This window comes from Synechococcus sp. N5 (assembly GCF_900473925.1).
Taxonomy (GTDB): Bacteria; Cyanobacteriota; Cyanobacteriia; order PCC-6307; family Cyanobiaceae; genus Parasynechococcus.
On record NZ_UCNI01000004.1, the window covers coordinates 30,513 to 51,645 of the forward strand.

The 21,133-nt window shown below is 60.9% G+C and carries 32 protein-coding genes; 12 read left to right on the top strand and 20 right to left on the bottom strand.

What is annotated here, in order from left to right; genetic code table 11:
• Positions 1–56 precede the first annotated feature (56 nt).
• The gene (locus DXY03_RS04925) at positions 57–425 is read right to left on the bottom strand and encodes a Fur family transcriptional regulator (RefSeq protein WP_226424454.1); all 369 of its coding nucleotides are present in this window, start codon (positions 423–425) and stop codon (positions 57–59) included.
• A 128-nt stretch (positions 426–553) separates the two neighbouring features.
• Positions 554–1,321 (bottom strand): 1-(5-phosphoribosyl)-5-[(5-phosphoribosylamino)methylideneamino]imidazole-4-carboxamide isomerase, encoded by a 768-nt coding sequence (gene hisA, locus DXY03_RS04930; RefSeq protein WP_115009435.1) that lies wholly within the window; start codon positions 1,319–1,321, stop codon positions 554–556.
• Between the two features lie 71 nt (positions 1,322–1,392).
• On the opposite strand from hisA, the gene DXY03_RS04935 reads away from it, so the two are divergent.
• Positions 1,393–2,313, top strand: a complete 921-nt coding sequence (locus DXY03_RS04935) for an NAD-dependent epimerase/dehydratase family protein (protein WP_115009437.1) — start codon at positions 1,393–1,395, stop codon at positions 2,311–2,313.
• Here DXY03_RS04935 and DXY03_RS04940 read toward each other — a convergent pair.
• Complete coding sequence (locus DXY03_RS04940) at positions 2,282–2,818, bottom strand: CDP-alcohol phosphatidyltransferase family protein (protein WP_115009439.1); 537 nt, start codon at positions 2,816–2,818, stop codon at positions 2,282–2,284. The genes DXY03_RS04935 and DXY03_RS04940 overlap by 32 nt on opposite strands.
• A 31-nt stretch (positions 2,819–2,849) precedes the next feature.
• On the opposite strand from DXY03_RS04940, the gene DXY03_RS04945 reads away from it, so the two are divergent.
• Positions 2,850–3,323 (top strand): CBS domain-containing protein, encoded by a 474-nt coding sequence (locus DXY03_RS04945; RefSeq protein WP_115009482.1) that lies wholly within the window; start codon positions 2,850–2,852, stop codon positions 3,321–3,323.
• A gap of 34 nt (positions 3,324–3,357) precedes the next feature.
• On the top strand, positions 3,358–3,627 hold the full coding sequence (locus DXY03_RS04950; protein ID WP_170951984.1) for a hypothetical protein: 270 nt from the start codon (positions 3,358–3,360) through the stop codon (positions 3,625–3,627).
• On the opposite strand, the gene DXY03_RS12215 is transcribed toward DXY03_RS04950, so the two are convergent.
• The gene (locus DXY03_RS12215) at positions 3,624–3,776 is read right to left on the bottom strand and encodes a hypothetical protein (RefSeq protein WP_170951985.1); all 153 of its coding nucleotides are present in this window, start codon (positions 3,774–3,776) and stop codon (positions 3,624–3,626) included. The two genes, DXY03_RS04950 and DXY03_RS12215, sit on opposite strands and share 4 nt — an antisense overlap.
• 137 nt (positions 3,777–3,913) lie before the next feature.
• Here DXY03_RS12215 and DXY03_RS04955 point away from each other — a divergent pair, with 137 nt between their 5' ends.
• Complete coding sequence (locus DXY03_RS04955) at positions 3,914–4,123, top strand: hypothetical protein (RefSeq protein WP_136987640.1); 210 nt, start codon at positions 3,914–3,916, stop codon at positions 4,121–4,123.
• A gap of 122 nt (positions 4,124–4,245) precedes the next feature.
• On the opposite strand, the gene DXY03_RS12220 is transcribed toward DXY03_RS04955, so the two are convergent.
• Complete coding sequence (locus tag DXY03_RS12220; protein ID WP_170951986.1) at positions 4,246–4,383, bottom strand: hypothetical protein; 138 nt, start codon at positions 4,381–4,383, stop codon at positions 4,246–4,248.
• 16 nt (positions 4,384–4,399) lie between these two features.
• Here DXY03_RS12220 and DXY03_RS04960 point away from each other — a divergent pair, with 16 nt between their 5' ends.
• Positions 4,400–4,690, top strand: coding sequence for a 2Fe-2S iron-sulfur cluster-binding protein (locus DXY03_RS04960; protein WP_025362165.1), 291 nt, complete (start codon positions 4,400–4,402; stop codon positions 4,688–4,690).
• A gap of 539 nt (positions 4,691–5,229) precedes the next feature.
• Here the strand turns inward: DXY03_RS04960 and dcd are convergent.
• The 4 genes from dcd to DXY03_RS12470 form a co-directional block, all read right to left on the bottom strand.
• Positions 5,230–5,754 carry a dCTP deaminase gene (dcd, locus tag DXY03_RS04965; protein WP_115009441.1) on the bottom strand — a complete coding sequence of 175 codons (525 nt, stop codon included), beginning with the start codon at positions 5,752–5,754 and terminating at the stop codon, positions 5,230–5,232.
• 484 nt (positions 5,755–6,238) lie between these two features.
• Positions 6,239–6,580: a hypothetical protein gene (locus DXY03_RS04970; RefSeq protein WP_038023460.1), complete on the bottom strand. Its 342-nt coding sequence runs from the start codon at positions 6,578–6,580 to the stop codon at positions 6,239–6,241.
• 81 nt (positions 6,581–6,661) lie between these two features.
• Positions 6,662–7,087 carry a cupin domain-containing protein gene (locus DXY03_RS04975; protein ID WP_115009442.1) on the bottom strand — a complete coding sequence of 142 codons (426 nt, stop codon included), beginning with the start codon at positions 7,085–7,087 and terminating at the stop codon, positions 6,662–6,664.
• A 443-nt stretch (positions 7,088–7,530) separates the two neighbouring features.
• Positions 7,531–7,668 carry a hypothetical protein gene (locus tag DXY03_RS12470; RefSeq protein ID WP_206749722.1) on the bottom strand — a complete coding sequence of 46 codons (138 nt, stop codon included), beginning with the start codon at positions 7,666–7,668 and terminating at the stop codon, positions 7,531–7,533.
• Positions 7,669–7,752: 84 nt separating this feature from the next.
• On the opposite strand from DXY03_RS12470, the gene DXY03_RS12475 reads away from it, so the two are divergent.
• The gene (locus DXY03_RS12475) at positions 7,753–8,001 is read left to right on the top strand and encodes a hypothetical protein (protein WP_206749723.1); all 249 of its coding nucleotides are present in this window, start codon (positions 7,753–7,755) and stop codon (positions 7,999–8,001) included.
• Positions 8,001–8,399 (top strand): hypothetical protein, encoded by a 399-nt coding sequence (locus DXY03_RS04985; protein ID WP_115009444.1) that lies wholly within the window; start codon positions 8,001–8,003, stop codon positions 8,397–8,399. The genes DXY03_RS12475 and DXY03_RS04985 overlap by 1 nt, the downstream gene beginning before the upstream one ends.
• A gap of 275 nt (positions 8,400–8,674) precedes the next feature.
• On the opposite strand, the gene DXY03_RS04990 is transcribed toward DXY03_RS04985, so the two are convergent.
• From DXY03_RS04990 to pdeM, 5 genes are all read right to left on the bottom strand, one after another.
• Positions 8,675–8,917: a hypothetical protein gene (locus DXY03_RS04990; protein ID WP_170951987.1), complete on the bottom strand. Its 243-nt coding sequence runs from the start codon at positions 8,915–8,917 to the stop codon at positions 8,675–8,677.
• A 56-nt stretch (positions 8,918–8,973) separates the two neighbouring features.
• A complete protein-coding gene (locus tag DXY03_RS04995) occupies positions 8,974–9,159 on the bottom strand; it encodes a hypothetical protein (RefSeq protein ID WP_115009445.1) in 186 nt (61 codons plus the stop codon).
• Positions 9,160–9,199: 40 nt separating this feature from the next.
• Positions 9,200–9,769, bottom strand: a complete 570-nt coding sequence (locus DXY03_RS05000; RefSeq protein WP_115009446.1) for a 4'-phosphopantetheinyl transferase superfamily protein — start codon at positions 9,767–9,769, stop codon at positions 9,200–9,202.
• A gap of 2 nt (positions 9,770–9,771) precedes the next feature.
• The gene (locus DXY03_RS05005) at positions 9,772–11,148 is read right to left on the bottom strand and encodes a hypothetical protein (RefSeq protein ID WP_371637679.1); all 1,377 of its coding nucleotides are present in this window, start codon (positions 11,146–11,148) and stop codon (positions 9,772–9,774) included.
• A 77-nt stretch (positions 11,149–11,225) separates the two neighbouring features.
• Positions 11,226–11,900, bottom strand: a complete 675-nt coding sequence (pdeM, locus tag DXY03_RS05010) for a ligase-associated DNA damage response endonuclease PdeM (RefSeq protein ID WP_115009448.1) — start codon at positions 11,898–11,900, stop codon at positions 11,226–11,228.
• An 89-nt stretch (positions 11,901–11,989) separates the two neighbouring features.
• On the opposite strand from pdeM, the gene DXY03_RS05015 reads away from it, so the two are divergent.
• Positions 11,990–12,169, top strand: coding sequence for a hypothetical protein (locus DXY03_RS05015; protein ID WP_244272325.1), 180 nt, complete (start codon positions 11,990–11,992; stop codon positions 12,167–12,169).
• 87 nt (positions 12,170–12,256) lie between these two features.
• On the top strand, positions 12,257–13,330 hold the full coding sequence (locus tag DXY03_RS05020; RefSeq protein WP_115009450.1) for a transporter substrate-binding domain-containing protein: 1,074 nt from the start codon (positions 12,257–12,259) through the stop codon (positions 13,328–13,330).
• Between the two features lie 19 nt (positions 13,331–13,349).
• On the opposite strand, the gene DXY03_RS05025 is transcribed toward DXY03_RS05020, so the two are convergent.
• Complete coding sequence (locus DXY03_RS05025) at positions 13,350–13,586, bottom strand: CopG family transcriptional regulator (protein ID WP_115009451.1); 237 nt, start codon at positions 13,584–13,586, stop codon at positions 13,350–13,352.
• 85 nt (positions 13,587–13,671) lie between these two features.
• On the opposite strand from DXY03_RS05025, the gene DXY03_RS05030 reads away from it, so the two are divergent.
• Both DXY03_RS05030 and DXY03_RS05035 read left to right on the top strand, forming a co-directional pair.
• A complete protein-coding gene (locus DXY03_RS05030) occupies positions 13,672–14,280 on the top strand; it encodes a PCC domain-containing protein (protein WP_115009452.1) in 609 nt (202 codons plus the stop codon).
• A complete protein-coding gene (locus DXY03_RS05035) occupies positions 14,258–14,512 on the top strand; it encodes a DUF6737 family protein (protein WP_115009453.1) in 255 nt (84 codons plus the stop codon). Before DXY03_RS05030 ends, DXY03_RS05035 begins: the two co-directional genes overlap by 23 nt.
• 36 nt (positions 14,513–14,548) lie before the next feature.
• On the opposite strand, the gene DXY03_RS05040 is transcribed toward DXY03_RS05035, so the two are convergent.
• From DXY03_RS05040 to DXY03_RS05060, 5 genes are read right to left on the bottom strand one after another with little or no spacing between them, the layout of a single operon-like run.
• The gene (locus DXY03_RS05040) at positions 14,549–14,932 is read right to left on the bottom strand and encodes a Crp/Fnr family transcriptional regulator (protein ID WP_115009454.1); all 384 of its coding nucleotides are present in this window, start codon (positions 14,930–14,932) and stop codon (positions 14,549–14,551) included.
• Positions 14,933–14,946: 14 nt separating this feature from the next.
• Positions 14,947–16,119, bottom strand: coding sequence for a transaldolase (locus DXY03_RS05045; protein WP_115009455.1), 1,173 nt, complete (start codon positions 16,117–16,119; stop codon positions 14,947–14,949).
• Between the two features lie 48 nt (positions 16,120–16,167).
• On the bottom strand, positions 16,168–17,973 hold the full coding sequence (locus tag DXY03_RS05050) for a penicillin-binding protein 2 (protein ID WP_115009456.1): 1,806 nt from the start codon (positions 17,971–17,973) through the stop codon (positions 16,168–16,170).
• Positions 17,973–18,461: a hypothetical protein gene (locus DXY03_RS05055; protein ID WP_244272327.1), complete on the bottom strand. Its 489-nt coding sequence runs from the start codon at positions 18,459–18,461 to the stop codon at positions 17,973–17,975. The genes DXY03_RS05050 and DXY03_RS05055 overlap by 1 nt, the downstream gene beginning before the upstream one ends.
• A gap of 3 nt (positions 18,462–18,464) precedes the next feature.
• Positions 18,465–19,727 carry a CPBP family intramembrane glutamic endopeptidase gene (locus tag DXY03_RS05060; RefSeq protein WP_115009457.1) on the bottom strand — a complete coding sequence of 421 codons (1,263 nt, stop codon included), beginning with the start codon at positions 19,725–19,727 and terminating at the stop codon, positions 18,465–18,467.
• Positions 19,728–19,803: 76 nt separating this feature from the next.
• On the opposite strand from DXY03_RS05060, the gene DXY03_RS05065 reads away from it, so the two are divergent.
• On the top strand, positions 19,804–21,132 hold the full coding sequence (locus DXY03_RS05065) for a histidine phosphatase family protein (protein WP_115009458.1): 1,329 nt from the start codon (positions 19,804–19,806) through the stop codon (positions 21,130–21,132).
• Position 21,133: the final 1 nt, after the last annotated feature.

Genomic DNA, 21,133 nt, shown 5'->3' on the forward strand with positions numbered 1-21,133 from the left:
AGGGGAGACCAAGGGTTGAACCCGAAACAGTTGGGCTCAAGGTAACGAGCTTCTGCTCAGTTCTCCAGGGTGCGCCGGCCGTTCAATTGCAGGGTGTACGACTCGATGCGAAAGCCGGTGCGCTGTTCGATCTGACGCAACAGGTCGTCGGGAAGAACAACGTCGATGTCTTCGATCGAACCGCTGTCCAGACAGGTGAGATGGCTGTGGGGATCACTGCGGTAGCCGTAGAGGCGACCACTGGCGCGGTCGAGACACTCGATCACCCCAGCCGACTGAAGGGCTTCGAGGTTTTGATACACCGAGGTGTGGCCGATGCTGCGGCCCCTCAAATTCAGCTGTTCAAAGATGTCGCGGGCGCTGAGGTGGCTCTTCTCGCTCCAGAGCAGATCGAGCACCATGCGCCGCTGACGGCTGAGGCGCATCCCCAGCCGCCGGCACTGCTCAAACACCTCCTGCAAGCTGCCCGCGGGGGACGGCGTGCTGCTCTTGCCAGCGGCTGCAAGTACCACAGAAGGTGCCTGCTGCTTCAACCATAAGGCCCTACGCCAGCTCAGGCGATGTCTGCCGCCACGGCGGTGACGTCTTGAAGCCTTGCCTCGCCCAACGCAGCGATGGCCTCCGCCAGGTCGACACGGCCGTCGTAGAGGGCTCGGCCAACGATCACCCCCGTCACACCAAGGGGCTCCAGGGGCAGGAGCGAGAGGAGGTCGGCCATGCAGCCGATGCCACCGGAGGCGATCACCGGAACGGCGCTGCACTGCGCCATGGTTCGCAGGGCCTCCAGGTTGGGGCCGGCGAGGGTGCCATCGGTGGCGATGTCAGTGGTGATGATCGCCGCGATGCCGGCGGCACTGAACTGCTTGGCCAGATCGGTGGCCAGAACATCGCTCTGCTCGATCCAGCCCCGGGTGGCCACCCGGCCATCGTTGGCATCAATGCCCACCACGATGCAGCCGGGATGGCGTTGGGCTAACTCCTGAACCAACTCCGGCTGTTCAATCGCCACCGTGCCGAGGATGACCCGATCCAGGCCACAGGCGATCAATTCTTCGGCGCGCTCGAGCGAGCGCACACCACCACCGAGCTGAACAGGGATGTCGAGGGCAGCGGTGATGGCCCGCACCGCTGCGTCATTGATCGGCTCACCCCGTTTGGCGCCATCGAGATCCACCAGGTGCAAACGGGTTGCCCCCTGGCTCTGCCAGCTGAGGGCCTGCGCCACAGGATCCTCACTGAATCGGGTCACCTGGTCGTAATCCCCCTGGTGAAGCCGAACACAGGCTCCATCGAGCAAATCAATGGCGGGAATGATCTCCATCGGGGTCGGACCAGAGGCCCTCCATCCTGCAGCGCCACGCTTCAATGGCTGCGCTTTTCGGGCCCAAGTGCATGAAAATCCTGGTGATGGGGGGAACCCGCTTCGTGGGCCGGCCCCTGGTGGCCCGCCTGCAGGCCCAGGGCCATGCACTCACCGTGTTCACCCGCGGCAAGAACCCCGTCCCCGCCGGCGTAGAACACCTGTGTGGCGATCGCAGCAGCGATGAAGGCCTCAGCGCGCTGCAGGGCCGCAGCTTCGATGTGATCGTCGACAGCTCCGGACGCAAGCAAGAGGACAGCAGCCGTGTGGTGGCCATCACCGGGGCCCCCAGCCATCGCTTTGTGTACGTAAGTTCAGCCGGGGTGTACGCCGATTCGGAGCAGTGGCCCCTGGATGAATCCAGCCCCACCGATCCGCAGAGCCGTCACGCCGGCAAGGCCGACACCGAGGCCTGGCTGCGCAAGGAGGGCATCCCCTTCACCAGCTTCCGGCCCACCTACATCTATGGCCCGGGCAACTACAACCCGGTGGAACGCTGGTTCTTTGATCGCATCGTTCACAACCGCCCGATTCCGCTGCCCGGTGACGGCAGCACGATCACCCAACTGGGCCATGTGGAGGATCTGGCGGAAGCGATGGCCCGTTGCATCGAGGTGGATGCTGCCGCCAATCGCATCTACAACTGCTCGGGCAAACAGGGCATCAGCTTCCGAGGCCTGATCCGCGCCGCCGCCGTGGCCTGCGGCCGCGATCCCGATGGCCTCGAGCTGCGCAGCTTCAACCCCAGCGATCTGGACCCCAAGGCCCGCAAGGCCTTCCCGCTGCGGCTCAATCACTTCCTCACCGACATCACCCGAGTGGAACGCGAACTGGCCTGGCAACCCAGCTTCGACCTGGCCAAGGGCCTGGCCGACAGCTACAGCAACGACTACGCCCTGAACCCAACCGCAGCGCCAGACTTCAGTTCTGACGAGGCGCTGATCGGGGCGTGATGTAGCCCAGAGCTGAGCTCAGAGCCAGGGCGAGGGAGGGCCAGAACAGCCACCAGCCCAGGCTCTGAAGCCCGGCAGCAGCGATCCAGCCGGAGGGCCAGAGCATCAGCAACAGGCTGAGGAATTGAAGGATCGTTTTGGCTTTGCCCGACAGCGAAGCCGGCCCACCATCACTGGCCTGCGACCGCCAACCCGAGATCAGCAATTCACGGGCCAGCAACAACCAAACCGTCCAGAGCGGCAGCACAGCGGACGACGCCAGCCAGAGCAACGGTGCCGCGATCAGCACCTTGTCGGTGAGGGGGTCGAGGCGGGCGCCCCAGCTGCTGCCACCCCCGGCGCGCCGGGCCAGCCAACCATCGGCCGCATCACTGAGCCCGGCCAGCAGCAGCAACCACCAGGCCCAGCCCTGCCAGCCGAACTGCAGGGCAAGGATCAGCGGGAAACCGGCAACGGCTCGCGCCACGGTGAGCCCGTTGGCAATCGAACGCAAAGACAGAAACAACGCTCAGAATGTGAAGAGCTGAACCTTGATCATGGTCCTGCAGCTGACGGTGGCTGATGTGATGACCCAGCCGGTTCTGACGGTCACGCCCGACACCCCGTTGCAGCAGGCCGTTCAGATGATCAGCGACCACCACGTGAGTGGTTTGCCGGTGGTGAATGGAGAGGGACGTCTGATCGGCGAGCTGACGGAGCAGGATCTGATGGTGCGGGAGAGCGGTGTTGACGCCGGCCCCTACTTGATGCTGTTGGACAGCGTGATCTACCTGCGCAATCCCTTGAACTGGGACAAACAGGTGCACCAGGTGCTCGGCACCAAGGTGAGCGATCTGATGCGCAAGGACTCCCACAGTTGCGATACGGCATTAGCGCTGCCCAAGGCGGCATCCCAGCTGCATGAACGGGGCACGCAACGCCTGTTCGTGCTGGACGGCAACCAATGTCCCGTCGGCGTGATCACCAGAGGCGACGTGGTGCGTGCCCTCGCCGCCCATCAAGACGGCTGATTCAACTCATCGTTCGTTCCCCCTTTCCAGGCCGATGCTGCGCTCCTTCCTCATTGCCTGTGTGCTGGTGGTTGTTCCCCTGCAAGGCCACGCCAACCCCACGGCCGAGACCAAGGAAATGGATTTCCTGGACTTGGTGGATGGCGAGGGAAACGTGCTGATCCAGGCCAAAGGCGTTGATGCCGTTAACGCCGAAGCCCGGGCTCAAGGCCTTGCTTTTCCGGCTCTGGGGTACTGGTCTGTTGAGGGGCACTGCTTTGTGAAACCTGCTCCAGGCGACTGCAACGGCGTGTTCAAGCGCTAAGGGCGTTCCGCCGTTTGCGATGCCGGAGCAGGCGGCACGCGGTTGTCCACGCGCAATGGCGAAAACAGCACGAGGTTGCCCGCCACCAGACCGGCGGTGACAACAACAGCCGCGAGAACCTCTAAGCCTTCCGATGCTTTGGCTTGCATGGCTCAAGCATGCGCCGTTGGATTGCCCATGGCGAGACCTTGTTTGGCTTTCAACGTGTGCGAACAAACGGAGTCAGTTGATACGTCAACCGTCGAACCAGGAGCGTTACGACGGAACAGTTGATGTGCCCAGAGCTGTGTCGCTCATCTCACGATTTCACGACGACACAGGTGATGTACCTCCGATCAAGTTCGAGACCGGGCATCAGGGAAAGAAGGCAAAACGCCTGACTCGATTCCTCTGGAATCAAGTGATTCAACTGCTGCTGGCTGGCAAGGAGTTAGAAGCCAACTCGCTGTTGGAAGAATTTGATGAACCACCGCTTTGGGACGACCCACTCGACTGACAGGCCATGGGAACGCCACTCACGCAATGGCTTCAGCTGGTGGGCTGGGTGCTGCTCGCCACAACCCTAATTTGCCTGAGTGCAACCGGGGTTTTCTGAATTGAGTGATTGGATCAAAACCCTCACCAGCCATCAATCTGACCTGCAAAATCAGTGATCAAGAACATCGAAATCAATCCGGTATGACTTGCTACATCGATCCCGAAGTCTTCCTTGAATGCATCAGCAGCGGCATCCAATTGGATTTTTGATTGATGCATGCATTGATTGAAACCAATGGCTTCTTATCAAATCACGATCACCACATCGGAAGGCTCCTCCAGCTTTGCCTGTGCCGACGATCAGTACATCCTTGATGCTGCAGAGGAAGCGGGTGCTGATCTGCCCTATTCGTGCCGAGCTGGTGCCTGCTCCACCTGCGCAGGCAAGCTCTCGAGCGGCTCTCTGGATCAGTCGGATCAGAGCTTTTTGGACGACGAACAGATCGCCAAAGGATTTGCCCTTCTTTGCGTGGCTTACCCAACAAGTGATTGCCAGATCAAAGGAGAAGCCGAAGAGGACCTCTGAGCTGACCAACCCCATCCTCAAGATTCAAGTCCGAAGCCTCCCGCCGGGGAACAATCGACGCCCGTTCCCCTTTTTTGATCAGCTCAATTCATTCCATTCAGCAACCACCTAATTCGCGCAGGCGGAAGTCATCAGGGATAGGCGCCCAATGCCGCCATGGCTCTCCCGTTGATTGCACCTGCGAGGAGCGGCGAAGCCAGCTTCCAAGGGTGTGGCTTGCCTTGCCAAGCAAGGCTCGTCTTCAGGCTTAGACGCCAAAGAAAGCAAGGACTGCTTCTAGGGCTCCGAGACCCAACAGGAAAACACCAGCGAGCAAAGCAAAGTCTTTTTTGGAGTTAGCCACAGATGCAACGGTTGCTCCGACGAACGCCAACAGGACAAACCTAAAGAGAACTGGAAGGGCAAACATTGCGGAGGATGTACATCTCCGATGAGTTATGTAAACCCCCTGCAGTGCAGGGAGTTAACGGCTCGATACCAACGTTGAGTTACTTAATTCCTCTCAAAGGAGGTAATCAGGATGACGAAAGGCAACCCTCCTAAAAACTGCTCTGGCTCTGCCCAGCAAAGCGGCTGGCGTAGTGCTCTTCACCATCCATGCGCTGAAAGATGAACTGACAGATCAACGTGCCCGGCACCACCGCCAGTGGAGCCGGACCAAAGTTGCTCATCTCCAGCACCTGCTGACTATCGATCCCCGGCCCCATGAACGGTGCACTGATGTGCACCATCAGCCCCAGGCGAGCAAAGCGGCTGCGACCCTCAAGCCAACCGCAAAGGCCAGGCCCGAGCCTGACCCGTTCGCGGGTGATCCCCAGCACGGTCTCCCCCGGCATGATCAGGATGTGGCCGCCCTCAGAGACTTCCAACTTGTCGGTGCATTCGCGGTAGTCGGTGTGATCGCGAACCTCGATCACTTCATGCACCTTGCGGAACACCCGAAACGTGGAGCCGAGGGTGAGATCCACCGATGCAGGCCCAACATGGTCGGCATTGAAGGGCGTGATCGCAATCAGGCCCTCGTCAACCGCTTGAAGAATGGCCTGACGCCCAAGCACCGCCATGGGTCGATCCCCTGCTGGGCAAAGAGTATGGACGCCTCAGACGCCAGGGTGCTCAAACAGAATTGTCGACTGTTCTGACTCGCCAAGTTCGGCAGCGTCTTGTTTCTGAGGCTGCTCAAGCGGTGGAGCATCGGGAAGACAAAAGGCTTTTTCGAGGTCTGTCTTGATGGCACCAAAGGGGTAGGTCACAAAAAAAGAGGAACGCCCACAGCCCCCTCGAAACGACTTGACGACGCATCCCTGCGACTCCGTTACATTAGTCAACAAAGTTTTGCAACGAGAGCCGTGGCCTTCACCACACAAGACCTGCTCATCGCGTTCGGCAGCTTCGGCATGGCCCTCTTCGCTTTGAACCTCTACAAGCTGACCAAGCCGGCCAACGGTTGATAAGGCAGTGAAAAACCCCGTCTTCCGACGGGGTGATTTTTTGTCGGGAGACGGATAGCGACAACATCAGCACCCCGAGGCTGTCGAAAATTCGATATCAGAACTTCCTCGGGTAAGGGGGTGTTCCTGCCATCTCAACGTTGATCTCCCGGCAGATGTTCATCCATGCCCCCAAGCCGAAGTTCACACCATTGGGGCCGTCGATGAATTCCTGGAATTCCTCTGCTGTGATTCCCTCGCGGACTTCCCAGATGCAAAAGGCAGGGCCCTCAGGACCAATGGGGCAAAACGAATGGTTGTAGAAGCCCGCTTCAAGGTTTTTGGCTACAGCCTCATCCCAGCCACCACCGGGCGCCATCGCCGCTTGTGCTGTCTCCCACCACTGCTGGGCTTTGCCAGCGCGGAACTCATGATGAACGTGGAAAAATTTTGATGCCATTGCTGATAAGGCGTGGGAATGGATGGAAGAGCGGCCATCAAAAGATCCGCCGCCCTTCTGAACGCGAGCACCGCTCGTGAATCAACCAGCGATGTTGACCCCCTCCTTGGTCACGATCTCCACAACCTTGCCCATATCACTGAGGTCCTTCTGGTTTGCCTTAAGGCTCTTGAAGACAGACTCAACGCCGCCAGGCTGGCCGACCATGACGTAACGGCAGAAGTCACCGTTGGGGGTGGGGGCATGGACGACACCTGCTTTGACCTGATAGCAACCGCCTATTCCCACAACGGTTGGCTGGTCATTGATGTTGAGGTTCAACTCCCCTTCCAGCACCAAATAGGTTTCGTCCCAGGCATGGGTATGGGGAGGCTGACCGACTCCACCAGGGGTCGCGAACTCAGCAACGCTGTACTTCCCATCGGTTTGCTCAGCGGTGAGGCGCAGGGTGATGGAATCACCAAGAACGTTGCAAACCTCGGGCTTCTTCTGAAACAGACCAAACATGGCATCAGCACAAATGCGTCGTCAGCTTCTCAGCTTTTTTAAACGCAGGACGTTTTGCTGCCGACTGCTGACGGATTCTTTTGTGCTGCGGTGCCGACTGTCCGTGCAGCATCAACGTTCAATCTTTTGGTTATGGGCGGGCAGCGGTTTCAATCACCCTTACCTGACCAACCTCAAACCGGACATTTGAAAACGCTGAGCCGGCGCCCCTCATCCGTTTGAACGTGCCCTGACTGGACGCAACCCAGCTCTGCTGGCGGCAGCCGAGACCCGATGTGGGTCGTGAAACGCTCGGTGCTCTTCGCCCCAGTCGTCAACACCACCGCACAAGCAGCGAGTGAGAGAAAAGCCGTAAGCAGCACTCGCATGCGCAAGCAGAACAAGGAGTTCCAGTCTGCTCGGGTGAAGCCGTTGGTAGTGGGCCGCGGAGAAGAAACGCCTCCTTAGGCTTGGCTGGGGAGAGCGAGCCGATGGACAACACCAGAGAGCCGGTTGGTCATCTCAGCGCAATCATCGGGATCGGGCTCTTGCTGATTGGCCTCGTTGTCTTTGGGGTGGTCCAACAGAAAGCCTGGAGCCATCAAGCGGAACTCAGCCAAAGCTTCGAAGCATGCATGGAGAGCGCTCCCTTCAAACAGTCTCTAAGAGTGCCGCGGCCAGAAGCTGTGCTCACAGACGAGCAACTCCAGGCCCACTTTGACGCCTTTGATCAACTGCTCAAAGAAACAGGTTTACCGCCGATCTGGAATGGCAAAACCTTGGTGCCCTGGAAGGACTACCACAAAAACTCGATTGAATTCGCAAGCCAATGCCATAGCCAACTGGGCATCGATCAGCCTCAACGGCAATTGAAGGGCACCTACGCCAAACCCGTCTGGGATCCCCACTCTTCCATCTGGCGGGAGGCTGATTGATGAGCACGCGTCGGTTCAAAGGGCTCTACCTGCAAGCCACCGATGATCCCTGCTGCTTTTCCTTTGTGACCTACACACCACAAACCAGAGAACAAATGCTGGCTTGTGGGGATCTGGATGAAAGCGAAGAATATTTCAATCCAGTGATTTTCGATTTTCTGTTGTTCGCCTCAGAGGCCGCCCTTGGAGCACCAGCCGGAGACTCATTCCCCATCACCTACGACGACGTTTCAATCATCACATCAAGGCAAAGAGGCTCAGGCATTCAGCACGAATATCTGATCAGACTCTCAGACCACGACTGGAATGATGCAAAGCAGTCTGCAGTGGATCAACTCCAAGAGGTGTTATCGAGTGAGCGATGGAATGGAGCTCGGCTGAGGGATTGGCGCGATTGAAACAGGATCAAACCGCCGAGGGTGAGCTGAGTCCTTTAGCGTGCCGGCTTCAACAGCCAGACCAATGATCCCAGAGCCCCACGAGCCCTTTGACATCAACCGCAAGGAGGACTCGATCTTCCTGCTGGGTTCCATGTTCACGGTGATCTTCCTCTTCCTTCTCTAAAGAGAAAAGACTCAACCTCAGCATCAAACAAAAAGCACCTGCTCGAATCGAACAGGTGCTTTTTTGCTATTAGTTTGATATCAAAGAACCACTAGTTACCAGTTCAATCTCAGCGGCGCGGCAGGCTCACTTGATACATCGTATCGTCAACTGGTTTCCACTGCACAAGGTGGAGCCGGTCGATCTTGTTGTTATCCAAACAATCCCAGATCGTGTCTCCAGACAGTGTGGCCATCGACCACACATCGCCCTGACTCTTCATCTGCTTGCGGTTGCGATCTTTCCATTCCGTCCAGCTGATTTTTGGGTATGAGCCAACCTGCTCACTCAGAATCACCACCGTGAATTCCACCGAACGCGAACCAAAACCGTCCTGAACTCTAAGTTGCTGAACCGCAATTCCCTGGCTCAGCCCACGGGTTTACGCCAGATCCGCCACACCAGCCAGCCCGTCACCCCGAGCCAGAGGAACGCCACAGCCGAAAGGATCGGCACGACGATCAGATAGCTCCACACCCCCAGGGCCACCCAGGCGAGCAAAGACGTGATCAACGCCTTCTGAAAGTTGTTGGCCTTGGCGAGACGTTGCTGCAAAAGAGATCTCACGCTGTTGCTCGATGCTCCATCCCTTCCTCTAGCCACGGATGCCCTCAGCGACCGCAACGCTGAAGCCCTCCTGGCTCCAGAGGCGGAGCGAATAACGCGAACCATGCAGCCATGCCGCGGCCCCGTCCGAAGCGATGGTCACGTTCGCCAGTCCGCCGCCAAGCCCCAGACCCGCTGCCTTCAACACAGCCTCCTTCGCCGTCCAGGCCTGAATCAGCGTCCAGTGCTCCAGGCAGTCCGTCGCTTCAGCGGCCGAGGCAAAGAGGCGCCGCGTCAGCAGGTCAGATGCCACACGCAACGGCCGGTCCAGCGCTTCCACATCGATGCCAATCGGATCTAGCCCCACCACGCCGATGCTGAGGGATCCGGTGTTGGAAATGCTGTGGTGCAGCGGGGAATCGCGCAGCTGCGGCTTGCCGTAGATCGTGCGGCCGATGTCATCCGCAACAACCATCTGGCCTGCATCGGCAAACAACCGGCAGGTGAGGCTGTCGCTCAAGGCCCGCTGCTCAGCGCGCGACGGGGGCTGAGCGAGATGGGCCACCAACACCCGACGTTGCGTGCTGGGGATCGACCACCAGGACCAAACGGCGTCCAAGCTCAATCCTGAACAGGCGGCACGGGCACCGGCGGCAGGGGCGGCAAAGCTGGCGGCGGCATCACCGATGGGGCTGGCTCATCCAGCAGAACCTCGGCGGGGTTGAGCATCGGCTCATCGAGCACAATCGGCGGCGGCAGATCGGGAGGCAACGGCACAAACAGCTGCGGCTCTATCCAGTTGTCATCGGAGCTGGCATCTGAGCTGTCATCGGAACCGAGTTCAGCTGGCTCCGGCCCCCGGATCACAGCGGGCGGCTCGCGCAACACCAAAGGATCGGCCGTGATCGGGGGTTCCCTCAGGGGGGCACGGTCCAGATCGACGCTGCGGTCGTCGGCATCCGTGGGCACACCCGGCTTGGTGAGGTTGTTAGTGGGCCCCCAAATCATCCGGGCCAGAGGTTCCACGCCCTGTTCCATCACCCGGTTCAGGCCCGCCAGGGCGCGATCGGCGAGGTGATTGCCGAAAGACGACACACAGTCGAGCGGGCCATCGCAACCTTCATCCAGCGCCAGCTTGGGCGTCAGCGCCGCAATCAGATTGCCCTGCAGGGGGATCTGGCGGGGGCTCAACCGCAGCAGGTAGGGCACATGCACAAAGCTGGTGGCACCGCCGCTGATCCAGTTGGCGTCTTCTTCGGTGAAGCCCTTCACCCCAGGGATGATCAAACGACTCTTCGAGGCATGGTCGGGCATGTAGGCCGCCAGATAGCCCCGGCGACGGGCGAGGTCTTTGGTCTGCTCGAGGGTGAGGCCATCACGGCTCATCAGCACCTCCATGTGGCCGTCCTGACGCAGGCCCATCACCATGCGGATCCGCGGCAGGTAGTAGCGGATGCGCTGGCCCATGCTGATGCTGTAGGCCCCCTTGTAGCTCTCCGGCGGAGCCTCGATGTCGTTGTAGAGGCTGTGCAGACCGCCGATGAAGGTGTCGTAGGTGCGGCTGCGCTCATCGGTCAGCTCCCCGTAGCCGAAATCAATGCTGCCGTCGTGGCGGATGCCGACGAAGGCCCGTTGGCGTGAAGCCGAGCGGTTCCGTCCGCGCCAGACCTGCTTGCCGAATTTGAGATCCCCCAGGGGAACTGTGATCTCGCGGCCATCGTCGTCCACATGGCGCTCATACATCGGGCCGGACACATAGGCCAGGGCAGCGCTGTCCTGGTAGGCGTCCTGTTCGCGATCCCAACCCTCCAGCAGCCCGAAGCGCACCCTCCGTGGATCGAGGTCCAACGCGTAGACCTCATCGTCGGGGAAATAGCGGAACGGCTTGGCTTCCCGGCCGCGCTGCTGGGCCGAACGAACAGCTTGCTCCTGCAGCTCGGAGCGCTCGGGAGCCACAGGCGCTAAGGCGATCAGGCCGCCGAACACCACAAACGGCATGGCCAGCAAGAGCCAGCGCTTACGCAGACGGATCCTGCGCTTGGGCCGGGGCTTGGGTCGCGGCGCAGCAGGCTGAGTCACGCGACCCTTCGCTCTCGGGTGTTGGGGGTTGCGTCGAACCAAGGAACGATGGAGCCTTCGGCCACCAGCCATTGCTGGTAACGCTCGCCGCAGTCATGGCCTCCCGTCAACTGCCCGAACGAAGGAATCACCAGACGCGGCCCCTCCGGATCAAAGGCGAAGCAGGGCAAACGCAACTGATCGGAACGGCTGCGAATCCGGGTGGTGGGGTGCAGGTGACCGCACACGTTCAACAACCCCGGCTCCGGCACCCGTTCGGGCATGTGGCTCAACCAGAGATGGCCCAGACGCTGAGAAGGCTGCTGGGGTAAGCCTTCAATCCAGCTGTCCTGGTCATGGTTGCCACCGATCAGCACCACCGGACAACCACAGAGATCGGGCAGCGCCAGCAGGGTTTCGCGCAGGGGAGCGGTGATGCCGATCCGGGCATGCACGAGATCACCCAGCACGAACAAGCGCTGCGGTGACCAGGCATGGCAGAGCTCCAGCAGCGGATTCAGGGTGCCTTGATCCCCATCGCTGGGCATGGGGATGCCGTGGGCCTGGAACACCTCGGCCTTGCCGAGATGCAGGTCGGCAACAAACAGCTCCCGCCCCTCAGCCCGCCACAGGGCCCGCTGGGGCAGGAACGTGAGTGGGCTGTTGCCCCAGGACCACTCCAATGCGCTCATGAACGGTGCAGATCGCAGATCTGTAGCGCTGGCTGCATTGGATGGCTGACGTCGTGCCGCAAGCTTCGGGGGCCTCCAGAAGACTCATTGTGGCGCGGAGCAATGGCCTCCACCAGGGCGCGAGTTCAACCCTGCGCACGCTCGAACAACGCTTGAGCCTGCTGGAAGAGGAAGGCCGTTTCGAATGTGCCTACGCCCTGAGGATGGAAGTGGCCGACTGGCTGCTCGGGGCGAGGGATGCCAACCTGAGCGCACCATCGTTGTCCTGACGTTTCCATGACCATTGCCCTGCTGATCGCGCTGGCGGGTTCCCTGGCGGCAATGGCCGTGATCGTGCGTCGTCTGGAACAGCGCTGATGCGAGGGGTCCGGCGCTGGTCCGTCGTCTTCGCGCTGGCCTGCTTCGGCACCTCACTGCCCCTGCAGGCCAATCACCTGAAGGTGGGGATCAGTGGATCGGCCCCCTTCGTGATCAAGAACGGCGATCAGCTCAGCGGCATCAGCCTCAACATCTGGCGCCGCGTCGCCGAAGACAACAACCTCAGCTACGAGCTGGTGGAGCAGCCATCCCCCAAAGCCGGAATTGAGGCGGTGGATGACGGTGAGATCGACGTGCTGGTGGGCCCGATCAGCATCACCTCACGCCGCCTGGCCATGCCAGGCATTGACTTCACCCAGCCCTACTACCTGGGCAAATCTGGGGTGTTGCTGCCTATGCGCCCGCCCTCGATCCTGAGCCGCGTTCAGGTGTTCTTCGGCTGGGCGGTGATCTCCTCGGTGCTGGTGCTGATCAGCGTTCTGCTGGTGGTGGGCAGCTTGATCTGGCTGGCGGAACGCAACTGCAACAGTGAGCAGTTTCCGCGGGACTGGCTACCGGGCATCAGCAGCGGCATGTGGTTCGCCCTGGTGACCTTGACCACGGTGGGCTACGGCGACAAGGCGCCGATCACACGAACCGGTCGGGGCATCACCGGTGCCTGGATGGTGATCTCCCTGATCGCAGTGTCGTCCCTCACCGCCAGCCTCGCCTCGGCGTTCACCTTGTTCCTCTCCAGTGCCACCGAATCAGGCATCAGCACTCCTGCACAACTGAACGGACGTCGGGTTGCTGTGGTGGAGGGCACCAGTGGCATGGAGCTAGCCCAACGCGGCGACATGCGGATCGTTAGCGGCACCAACCTCAGGAGCGCCGTACAACTGTTGGTGGATCAGAAGGCTGATGCCTTGATCTTTGATCGACCGGCCATTCGCTACCACCTCAAAAACAATCCCGATCTCGCCCTGCGCCTCGCCCCCTTCACGCTGTCGGAAGAGACCTACGGCTTCGTGATCAAACCGAACAGCCCCCTGCGCACGCCCATGGACGTCTCCATCCTCAAGTTGCAACGGCAGGGGAAGGTTGCAGCCATTGCCAACCGGCTGCTGGATTGAAACGAAAACCTCAGCCCACTCAGCCCAGAGGGCGATGACGACGCAGGGCCTCCTCCAACAGATAGGCGGCCAGATTGCCGCAACTGCGCCCTTCAGCGAGGGCATGACGCTTGAGGTCATCCATCACCCCGCGGGGCAGGGTGACGTTGATGCGCTCGGAGCCGGCGGCATCCGCCACCGCAGCCGTACTGGGAGCCGCGGCCTGACCCTCGATCCGCTGCTGCAACTCCTGAACCAGATCCTGAAGGAGAGACACGATCTCGTGAAAATATGCTCACATGGAGCAAACGATATCGTGCTAGACAAGATTGCGTAATCTTGGACACACTTTTTGTGGCGCCATGCAACCCCTGCCGCTGAAGCTTGCTCCCGGCAGTGATCTGCGCCTCAGCCTCGAAGAACTGGCCCAGCGGGACGGCATCAGCGGATTTGTTCTCGGCGTGGTCGGCAACCTGACCAAGGCGTCGTTCCAGTGCCCCGGCCAGGCGGAGCCCACCGTGCTGGAGGGCGATCTTGAGGTGATCACCCTCAATGGAACCTTTTCCCCTGAGGGCGTGCACCTGCACCTGAGCCTCTCGGATGGGGCCTGTCAGGTGTGGGGAGGCCACCTAGAGCCCGGCACGATCGTGCAGAAGGGCGTCGATCTGCTGATTGGCGTGCTGGAGCAACGCGAAGGCCGCCCCGCGCGTCAGACGGCAGCAGCAGCTCCAAGGATCGAGATCGCCGTGCTGCCGGGATGCCCCTGGTGCAGCCGCGCCCTGCGCATCCTGAGAACCCTAGATCTGCCCCACACCGTCACCACCATCAACGACGACGCAGCCTTCCAGGCCGTGCAGCAGCGCAGTGGAATGATCACCTTCCCCCAGGTGTTCATCGACGGATTGGTGATTGGTGGCTACGACGATCTCGCCGCCATGCAAGCCGCCGGTGAACTCGCCGCCCTCCGCTGAGCCGGCGGAGCGGAAGCCTCAGCCACAGCCTCCGTTCTGGTCGCTGAAACCCTGGTGGTGCCAGCCCTGGTCAATCATCTCCACGGGCGTGCTGATGGTCGGCGGGTCCTGGGTGCTGCTACACCGCCTCTGGATCAGCCTTCCCCTGGCCCTGAGCGTACTGGCCTGGTGGCTGCTGTTTCTGGTGCTGGTGCCCGCCGCCTACCGGTCGTCAGCGGAGCCGAATCAATAACGTTCTCGCCCTTTCGCCGCATCGATCCGCCCGCGATCATCCGTCGGCCAACTTGATGTCCCGCAAACGGGCATCAATCGATGCGAGGAGTTGCACTGCAAACATCGGCGTCTCCTGAACCGCAAACAGGAACTTGTCGCGGTTCATGGCAATCAAACGGCAATCACTGGTGGCCGTAGCGGTGCTCAGACGCTGATGGTCCTCCATCACCAAAGCCCCCGCACCGAACACATGACCCACAGTGATGTCTTCATGTCCCTCATGGCCTGCTGAATCGATCCAGGTGAGCCGCACCAATCCCTCCAGCAGGCCGTACATGCAGGTGCCGGTTTCGCCGGTACGAAACAGCACGTCACCCTGATTGAGATTAATCACTTCGGCCTTGCTGGCCAAAGCACGCATGGTGTCGAGGGCATGCATGGAACCAGCGCGACTCAGACAGAGGTCAGAGTCAGTGCTGCGCCAAAGCCTTGGCGCACATCCTCCTGAGAGATCAGGCCGTCATGGTCCTGATCGAGGGCATCAAAAATGGCATCACTTCCGAGCCATTCGTCGCGGGTGATCGAGCCATCACCGTTCATGTCGTTGAGCATGAAGATCTCGGAAACGGCGTGGCGGAAGGCTGATCCACCCTCCAGTTCAGCCAGACGATGGGCCAGTTGATGCTCCAGGGTTTCAATGGCTTTGCTGAAGCCTTTAATGCCCTCGGTGAGTTTGTCGCTGGCCATCCGATCGTCCTGCATCAGTGCATCAAAGGTGGCGCGATCGACGTGGATCTTGGCTTCGCCATCGGTGGGATGGGTGGCATCCAATTTCTGGGTCAGCACAGCATCAGTCTCACGGAGCTGATCCAGCAACTTCGGTGAAATCGTGAGCAGATCACAACCGGCCAACTCCGTGATCTCATCAATGTTGCGGAAGCTCGCCCCCATCACCTCCGTGCCATAGCCGTGGGTCTTGTAGTAGTTGAAGATCTTGGTCACCGAAATCACACCCGGATCCTCAGGTCCGGGGTAAGAGTCGCGCCCGGTTTCGGCCTTGTACCAATCCAGGATGCGCCCCACGAAGGGGGAGATCAGAGTGACGCCGGCTTCGGCACAGGCAACGGCCTGAGCGAAACCAAACAGGAGCGTGAGGTTGCAGTGAATCCCCTCTTTCTCCAGAACCTCGGCGGCTTTGATGCCTTCCCAGGTGGAAGCAATTTTGATCAGAACGCGATCGTTGCTGATGCCGGCATCGTTGTACAGACGAATCAGCTTGCGCCCTTTTTCAATCGTGGCGTCGGTGTCAAAACTCAGGCGAGCATCCACCTCCGTTGACACACGACGGGGAACAATCTTCAGGATCTCCTTGCCGAAGATCACACTGATCTCATCGAGCGCTTCCCGCACCACGTCTTCCACCGCTGCATCACCACCCATTAACTTGCGCGATGACCGCAAAGCCTCATCAATCAGGCTCTGATAGGCCGGAATCTGTGCAGCAGCCAGGATCAACGACGGGTTGGTGGTGGCATCCCGAGGGGTGAACTTGCGGATCGCCTCCAGATCACCCGTGTCGGCAACGACCACGGTCATTCGTGAAAGCTGATCGAGCAGGCTGGCCATGATGTAAGACGGCTCAATACCCGTAACGTAGCCGCACTTTTTGATGCGTCAGCTGTTCAAAAGCTTGTTCAATTCAGCAGGTTTTGAGGGGGCGATGCGCTCCACAACCAGCAAGGCATCAATGATCTGTTTGGCGACAGGAACGGCCACGGTGGAGCCATAGGCGTGTTCGCCTTGGGGCTCATCCACCACCACAAACACCACATAACGAGGATCCTCAATCGGCAAGGTCGCCACAAAGCTGCAGATCTTGGCTCCTGGGAGATAGATCCCATTGAGGGCCTTCTGCGCCGTTCCTGTTTTGCCACCAATTCGGTAGCCGGGTGTTTTCACACCCTTGCCACTGCCCTGATCCACCACAGATTCCATCCACTGGAGCACCGTGCGCGTGACCTCCGGGTTCAGCAACTGCTGACCACTGGGTGCCGCCGCCGGAGCCAAAGCATCACCCGAACGGAAGCCACGGGTGATGTGGGGACTGATCAACTTGCCACCGTTGGCCAGCATCCCGTGCAGCTGCACCAGCTTGAGCGGTGTGAGCGAAAACCCCTGACCAAAGGCCGTCGCAGCCGGCTCGATCGGCTGACTGGTGAACTGCTTCTTGCTCTTGAGCTGACCAGCCACCGCTCCAGGCAGGTCGGTGTCAGGACGCTGATTGATGCCAAGACGCTCCATCCAGTTCCAATAGGCGTCGTCGTCAAGACGGCGCATGGCCTGGACCATGCCGACGTTGCTTGACACCTGCAGCACGGTGGCGAAATCCACCAAACCATGGGCTTTTTTGTCGTGGTTGTTGATCGGCCAACCACCGACTATCAGCTTGCCCACATCATTCACCCGATCCGTCGCCTGAATGGCACCGTCCTGAAGGGCTAGGGCCAGGTTGATCGGCTTGAACGTTGAGCCTGGTTCATAGAGATCCTGAACGGACCATTCACGAAACCGCCCCGTGGGGAAGTCCCAGTAGCGGTTGGGGTTATAGGTGGGTGTCGACGCCAGCACCAACAATTCACCGTTGGTCGCATCCATCACGATTGCGGCGCCCTTCTGGGCTTTCCACTTGGCAACCTGCTCCGCAAGAGCTTTGAGGGCCACCTGCTGGAGCCTGGAATCCAGCGTCAGCTGCAGGCGCAAATCATCGCCATAGAAGGCTCCCGGGGCGAGGTTGGCCGGTAGCGGCGTGCCATCAGCACCCCGGCGGAGGTATCGGGTTTGCTCATGGCGAGCCAGATCCCCATTACGGCTCTGCTCAAGACCAGCTTGAGGTTGCCGCTCCGCATTGAGAAAACCCACCACGTTGGCGAACAACGACGCCTGGGGGTACACCCGCTGGGGATAGGCCTCCAGATCAAGGCCGCTGATTCCAAGGGCCCGGATGCGATCGGCCGTTTCCGGATCCAGCTCCTCAGCCAATTTGATCCCCGAGGCCTGGGTTCCCATGGCCCTCAGCAGCGCAGGCGCAGGACGAGCCAAGGGATCGGCCAACACCGCCGCCACATCTTCGGCAGGGCGGACAAGGTTGGGGGCATCTCCCGGCATGTTGAAGTAGCGGGGATGGGCCCAGAGCCGGAACCGCTTTTCATCCATCGCGACCAAACGGCCGGTGCGATCGACGATCGGACGGCGTTGCCCCAAGGGTTGGGTGCGCTGGGTTTGCAGCTGACGGGCACGCTGCTCCAGGTCGGGGGCTTGCACCAACTGCAGCCAGGCCATGCGACCCACCAGCCCCAGCAAGCCTGCCGCCAGGATCCAGAAGATGATCCAGAGCCGCTTGGGGGGAACCTGGGTCAGGGGAACGACCCGCGCGCGGGAGCGGCGCGAACGGATGGGTCGACGCCCCGACACCCGCGTCATCAGTACCCCGCCCTGATGGGCTGATTTCCCAGGGCCTGGAGCGATGCCATGGGAGAGGAGGCGGACGCTTGCAACGCGCCCAGATCAGGGCGATCAAGATGCACCAGATTGGCCACCTGCGTTGGCACCAGACGGTTGGGCTGCTGAGACCGCAGCAACAGGTGCTGCTCCATCACAGCGGTTGATTCCGTCAACCGGTGCGCCTGGGTTCGGGTTGCCTCCAGCAGGCGGAAGGCCAGAGTCCAGCGATGCTGCCAGTGCAGCGTGAGACCAGCCAGAACGGCAACCGCCGCAATCAACCCCAGCAGCGTGCCGTCCATCAGGCGATGGAGCCCCCCAAGAAGAGGCGAGCGTCGTGCAATGCGTCCGGAGGACAGTGACCCTTGAATCAGCTCGAAAGCTGTGGTCGATGCACGCTGTTCCGGAGCGGCAACCACCGGGATCACAGGCGAATAGGCCAGTGAACCACCTGTAGAAAGGCGGGGCAAGGTTCAGAGCAGCAGCAGGTTCAGGAACGTCACGGCGTTCCAAAGCCCATGCATCAGCACCGAGGGCCACAGACGTCCGCTGCGCAGTCGCACCAAACCAAGCCCAACCCCCAACACCGTGAGCGGCGCCAACTCGCCAACACTGATGTGGGCCATGGCAAACAACAGGCCACTGAGCAGGACCCCCGGGAGGGGACCGAGTCGCATCGCCAACACCGGCAGCAAGGCACCGCGGAAAATCGTCTCCTCAAACAGCGGGGCCAGCACAACCGCAGTGAGCGCAAGCAAGGCCAGGGCAAGCGGATCACGGCTGCCGAGCACCAACTCCAACAGCGGATTGCTGCCCCCGGGATCACCGACCAGGCGCACGAGCAACCACCCCGTGAGCATCACCACCGGCGTCACCATCAACCAGCCCGCCAGGGCATCCCGCAGAGCTGAAAGCAGCGGACGCACGCGCCACTGCATCCACCCCCCCAGCGGTGCCCTCTCCCCGGGCAAAGAACGCAGTTGCCGCCACAGGATCAGCAGGCTTGGCAGGGCCATCACGCTGTAGTTGATCACCACACTGACGGCTTCACGACGAGGGCTGCCCAGCCCCGCCGTCAGTGCACCCACCAAGGGAAACGCCACCAGCGGAACGCCAACGGCACTGATCACCACAAAGCCACCAGCCACCAGCAGGGCCATATCAACCAGGGTCAGCTCCGGCCCCTGAACATCGGGCCAAGCCATCAGCCGACCACGTTGCAGACGCCAGGCCTGACCAAGCAGCAACAGTCCACCGAGCAGGGCCGTCACCAGAGGCAGCACTGTGCTGACGGCCAAACGGAACGCCGCTTGCCCCGCGGCTGCAGCATCGATGCAGAGCGTCGGATCAGAGGCGTCCGCTTCGCAATGCAGCTGCTGAAGCAACGGGTCGTCGTCTTGACGATCGAGCTCCGCGGATGCGGAACCTTGGCCCTGCAACAACAGAAGCATCTGTTGCTGCCGCTCATTGCGCGCCTCTGGGCTGATGCCCTCCAGGGCCTTGAGCAGCGCATCCCGCGGCGACTCCCCTAAAAGAGCGTCCCGCAACGGAGGCGGCACCGCTGGTTCAGCAAGAAGCGTCAGCTCCTGCTGCTGAAGGCTCAGGGCCGGTGCCACCGAAGGTCGCGAGAGGCTGTCCATCAAGCCCGACAACCAGATAAAACCGGCCAAAGCGAGGGACAAGGCCGCCAGAAGTCCCTTCCAGCGCGGGGAAACCGGTTGTGGGGAACTGGGCACCAGCAGGCTTCAACTGCCCACGATTGTCCCCCCGAAAGGCCGCTTCCATACGATGGCCGCGCCCTGACGCTGAACCGTGCCCCTTCGTCTTCTTCTGGTCCGCCACGGTCTCAGCAGTTTCAACAAGGAACGGCGGATCCAGGGCCGCGATGATCTCTCGAACCTCAGCGAGGAAGGGCACGAGCAGGCCCGGGCCCTGGGCCGCTCGCTTCAGGACGTGAGCATCCAGGCCGTCTACAGCTCCCCCCTGCAGCGGGCGGCTGCGACGACGGCGAGCCTGCTGGAGACCCAAGGTGGCCAGGCCCCAGATCCCGTCTTTGATGACGGACTGCTGGAAGTGGATCTTGAGCCCTGGTCCGGCCAGACCATCGGCGAGCTGATGCAAGGCTCAACGGAGGCCTACAAGATCTGGAAGCAGCGGCCCATGGAGCTGGAGCTCCAGCGTCGTGATGGTTCGAGCTACAAGCCACTGCCTGAGCTGATGGAACAGGCGCGGGGCTTCATCAGCACGCTGTTGGAGCGCCATCCAGCCACCGGCAACGACACGGTGCTGGTGATGGCCCACAACGCCATCCTGCGCTGCCTGATGCTGGTGTTGCTCGGGGAACCCGACCACGGCTTCCGGCGTCTCCGCGTCGACAACACCTCCCTTTCGGTCTTCAACATCCGGCTAGGAGACAACGGCCCCCAGGTGCAGATCGAATGCCTGAACAGCACCACGCACCTGCAACCGCTGCCGGAGAAGGGTAAAAACGCCAGGCTGATTTTGGTGCGCCACGGCGAAACCGACTGGAACAAAGCCGGGCGCTTCCAAGGGCAGATCGATATTCCGCTGAATGAGAACGGTCGCCGTCAAGCCGCGGCCGCCCGCGATTTCCTCAAAGACATCCCCATCGATCGGGCCTGGAGCAGCACGCTGTCGCGTCCAACCGAAACGGCCCAGATCATTCTCGAGGCCCATCCCGATGTGCCCCTGACCCAGATCGATGGACTGGTGGAGATCGGACACGGAGTCTGGGAAGGCAAGCTCGAATCCGAAATCCGAGAGGACTGGTCGGAGCTACTGGACACCTGGAAACGGGCTCCGGAAACCGTGCAGATGCCTGAAGGGGAAACCATTCAGGACGTGTGGGCCCGTTCCGTCCGGAGCTGGGGGGAGATCGCTGGCGAGCTGAAGCCTGAGGAAACGGTGCTGGTGGTAGCCCACGACGCCGTCAACAAAACGATCCTCTGCGACCTGTTGGGGCTGACCCCGGCCGACATCTGGGCCGTCAAACAAGGCAACGGTGGTGTCACGGTGGTCGACATCGCCGCCGATCCAGGCCAGCCTGCAGTGGTGACCTGCCTCAACCTCACCTCCCACTTCGGAAGCGTGATTGACCGCACGGCAGCAGGCGCTCTCTGAC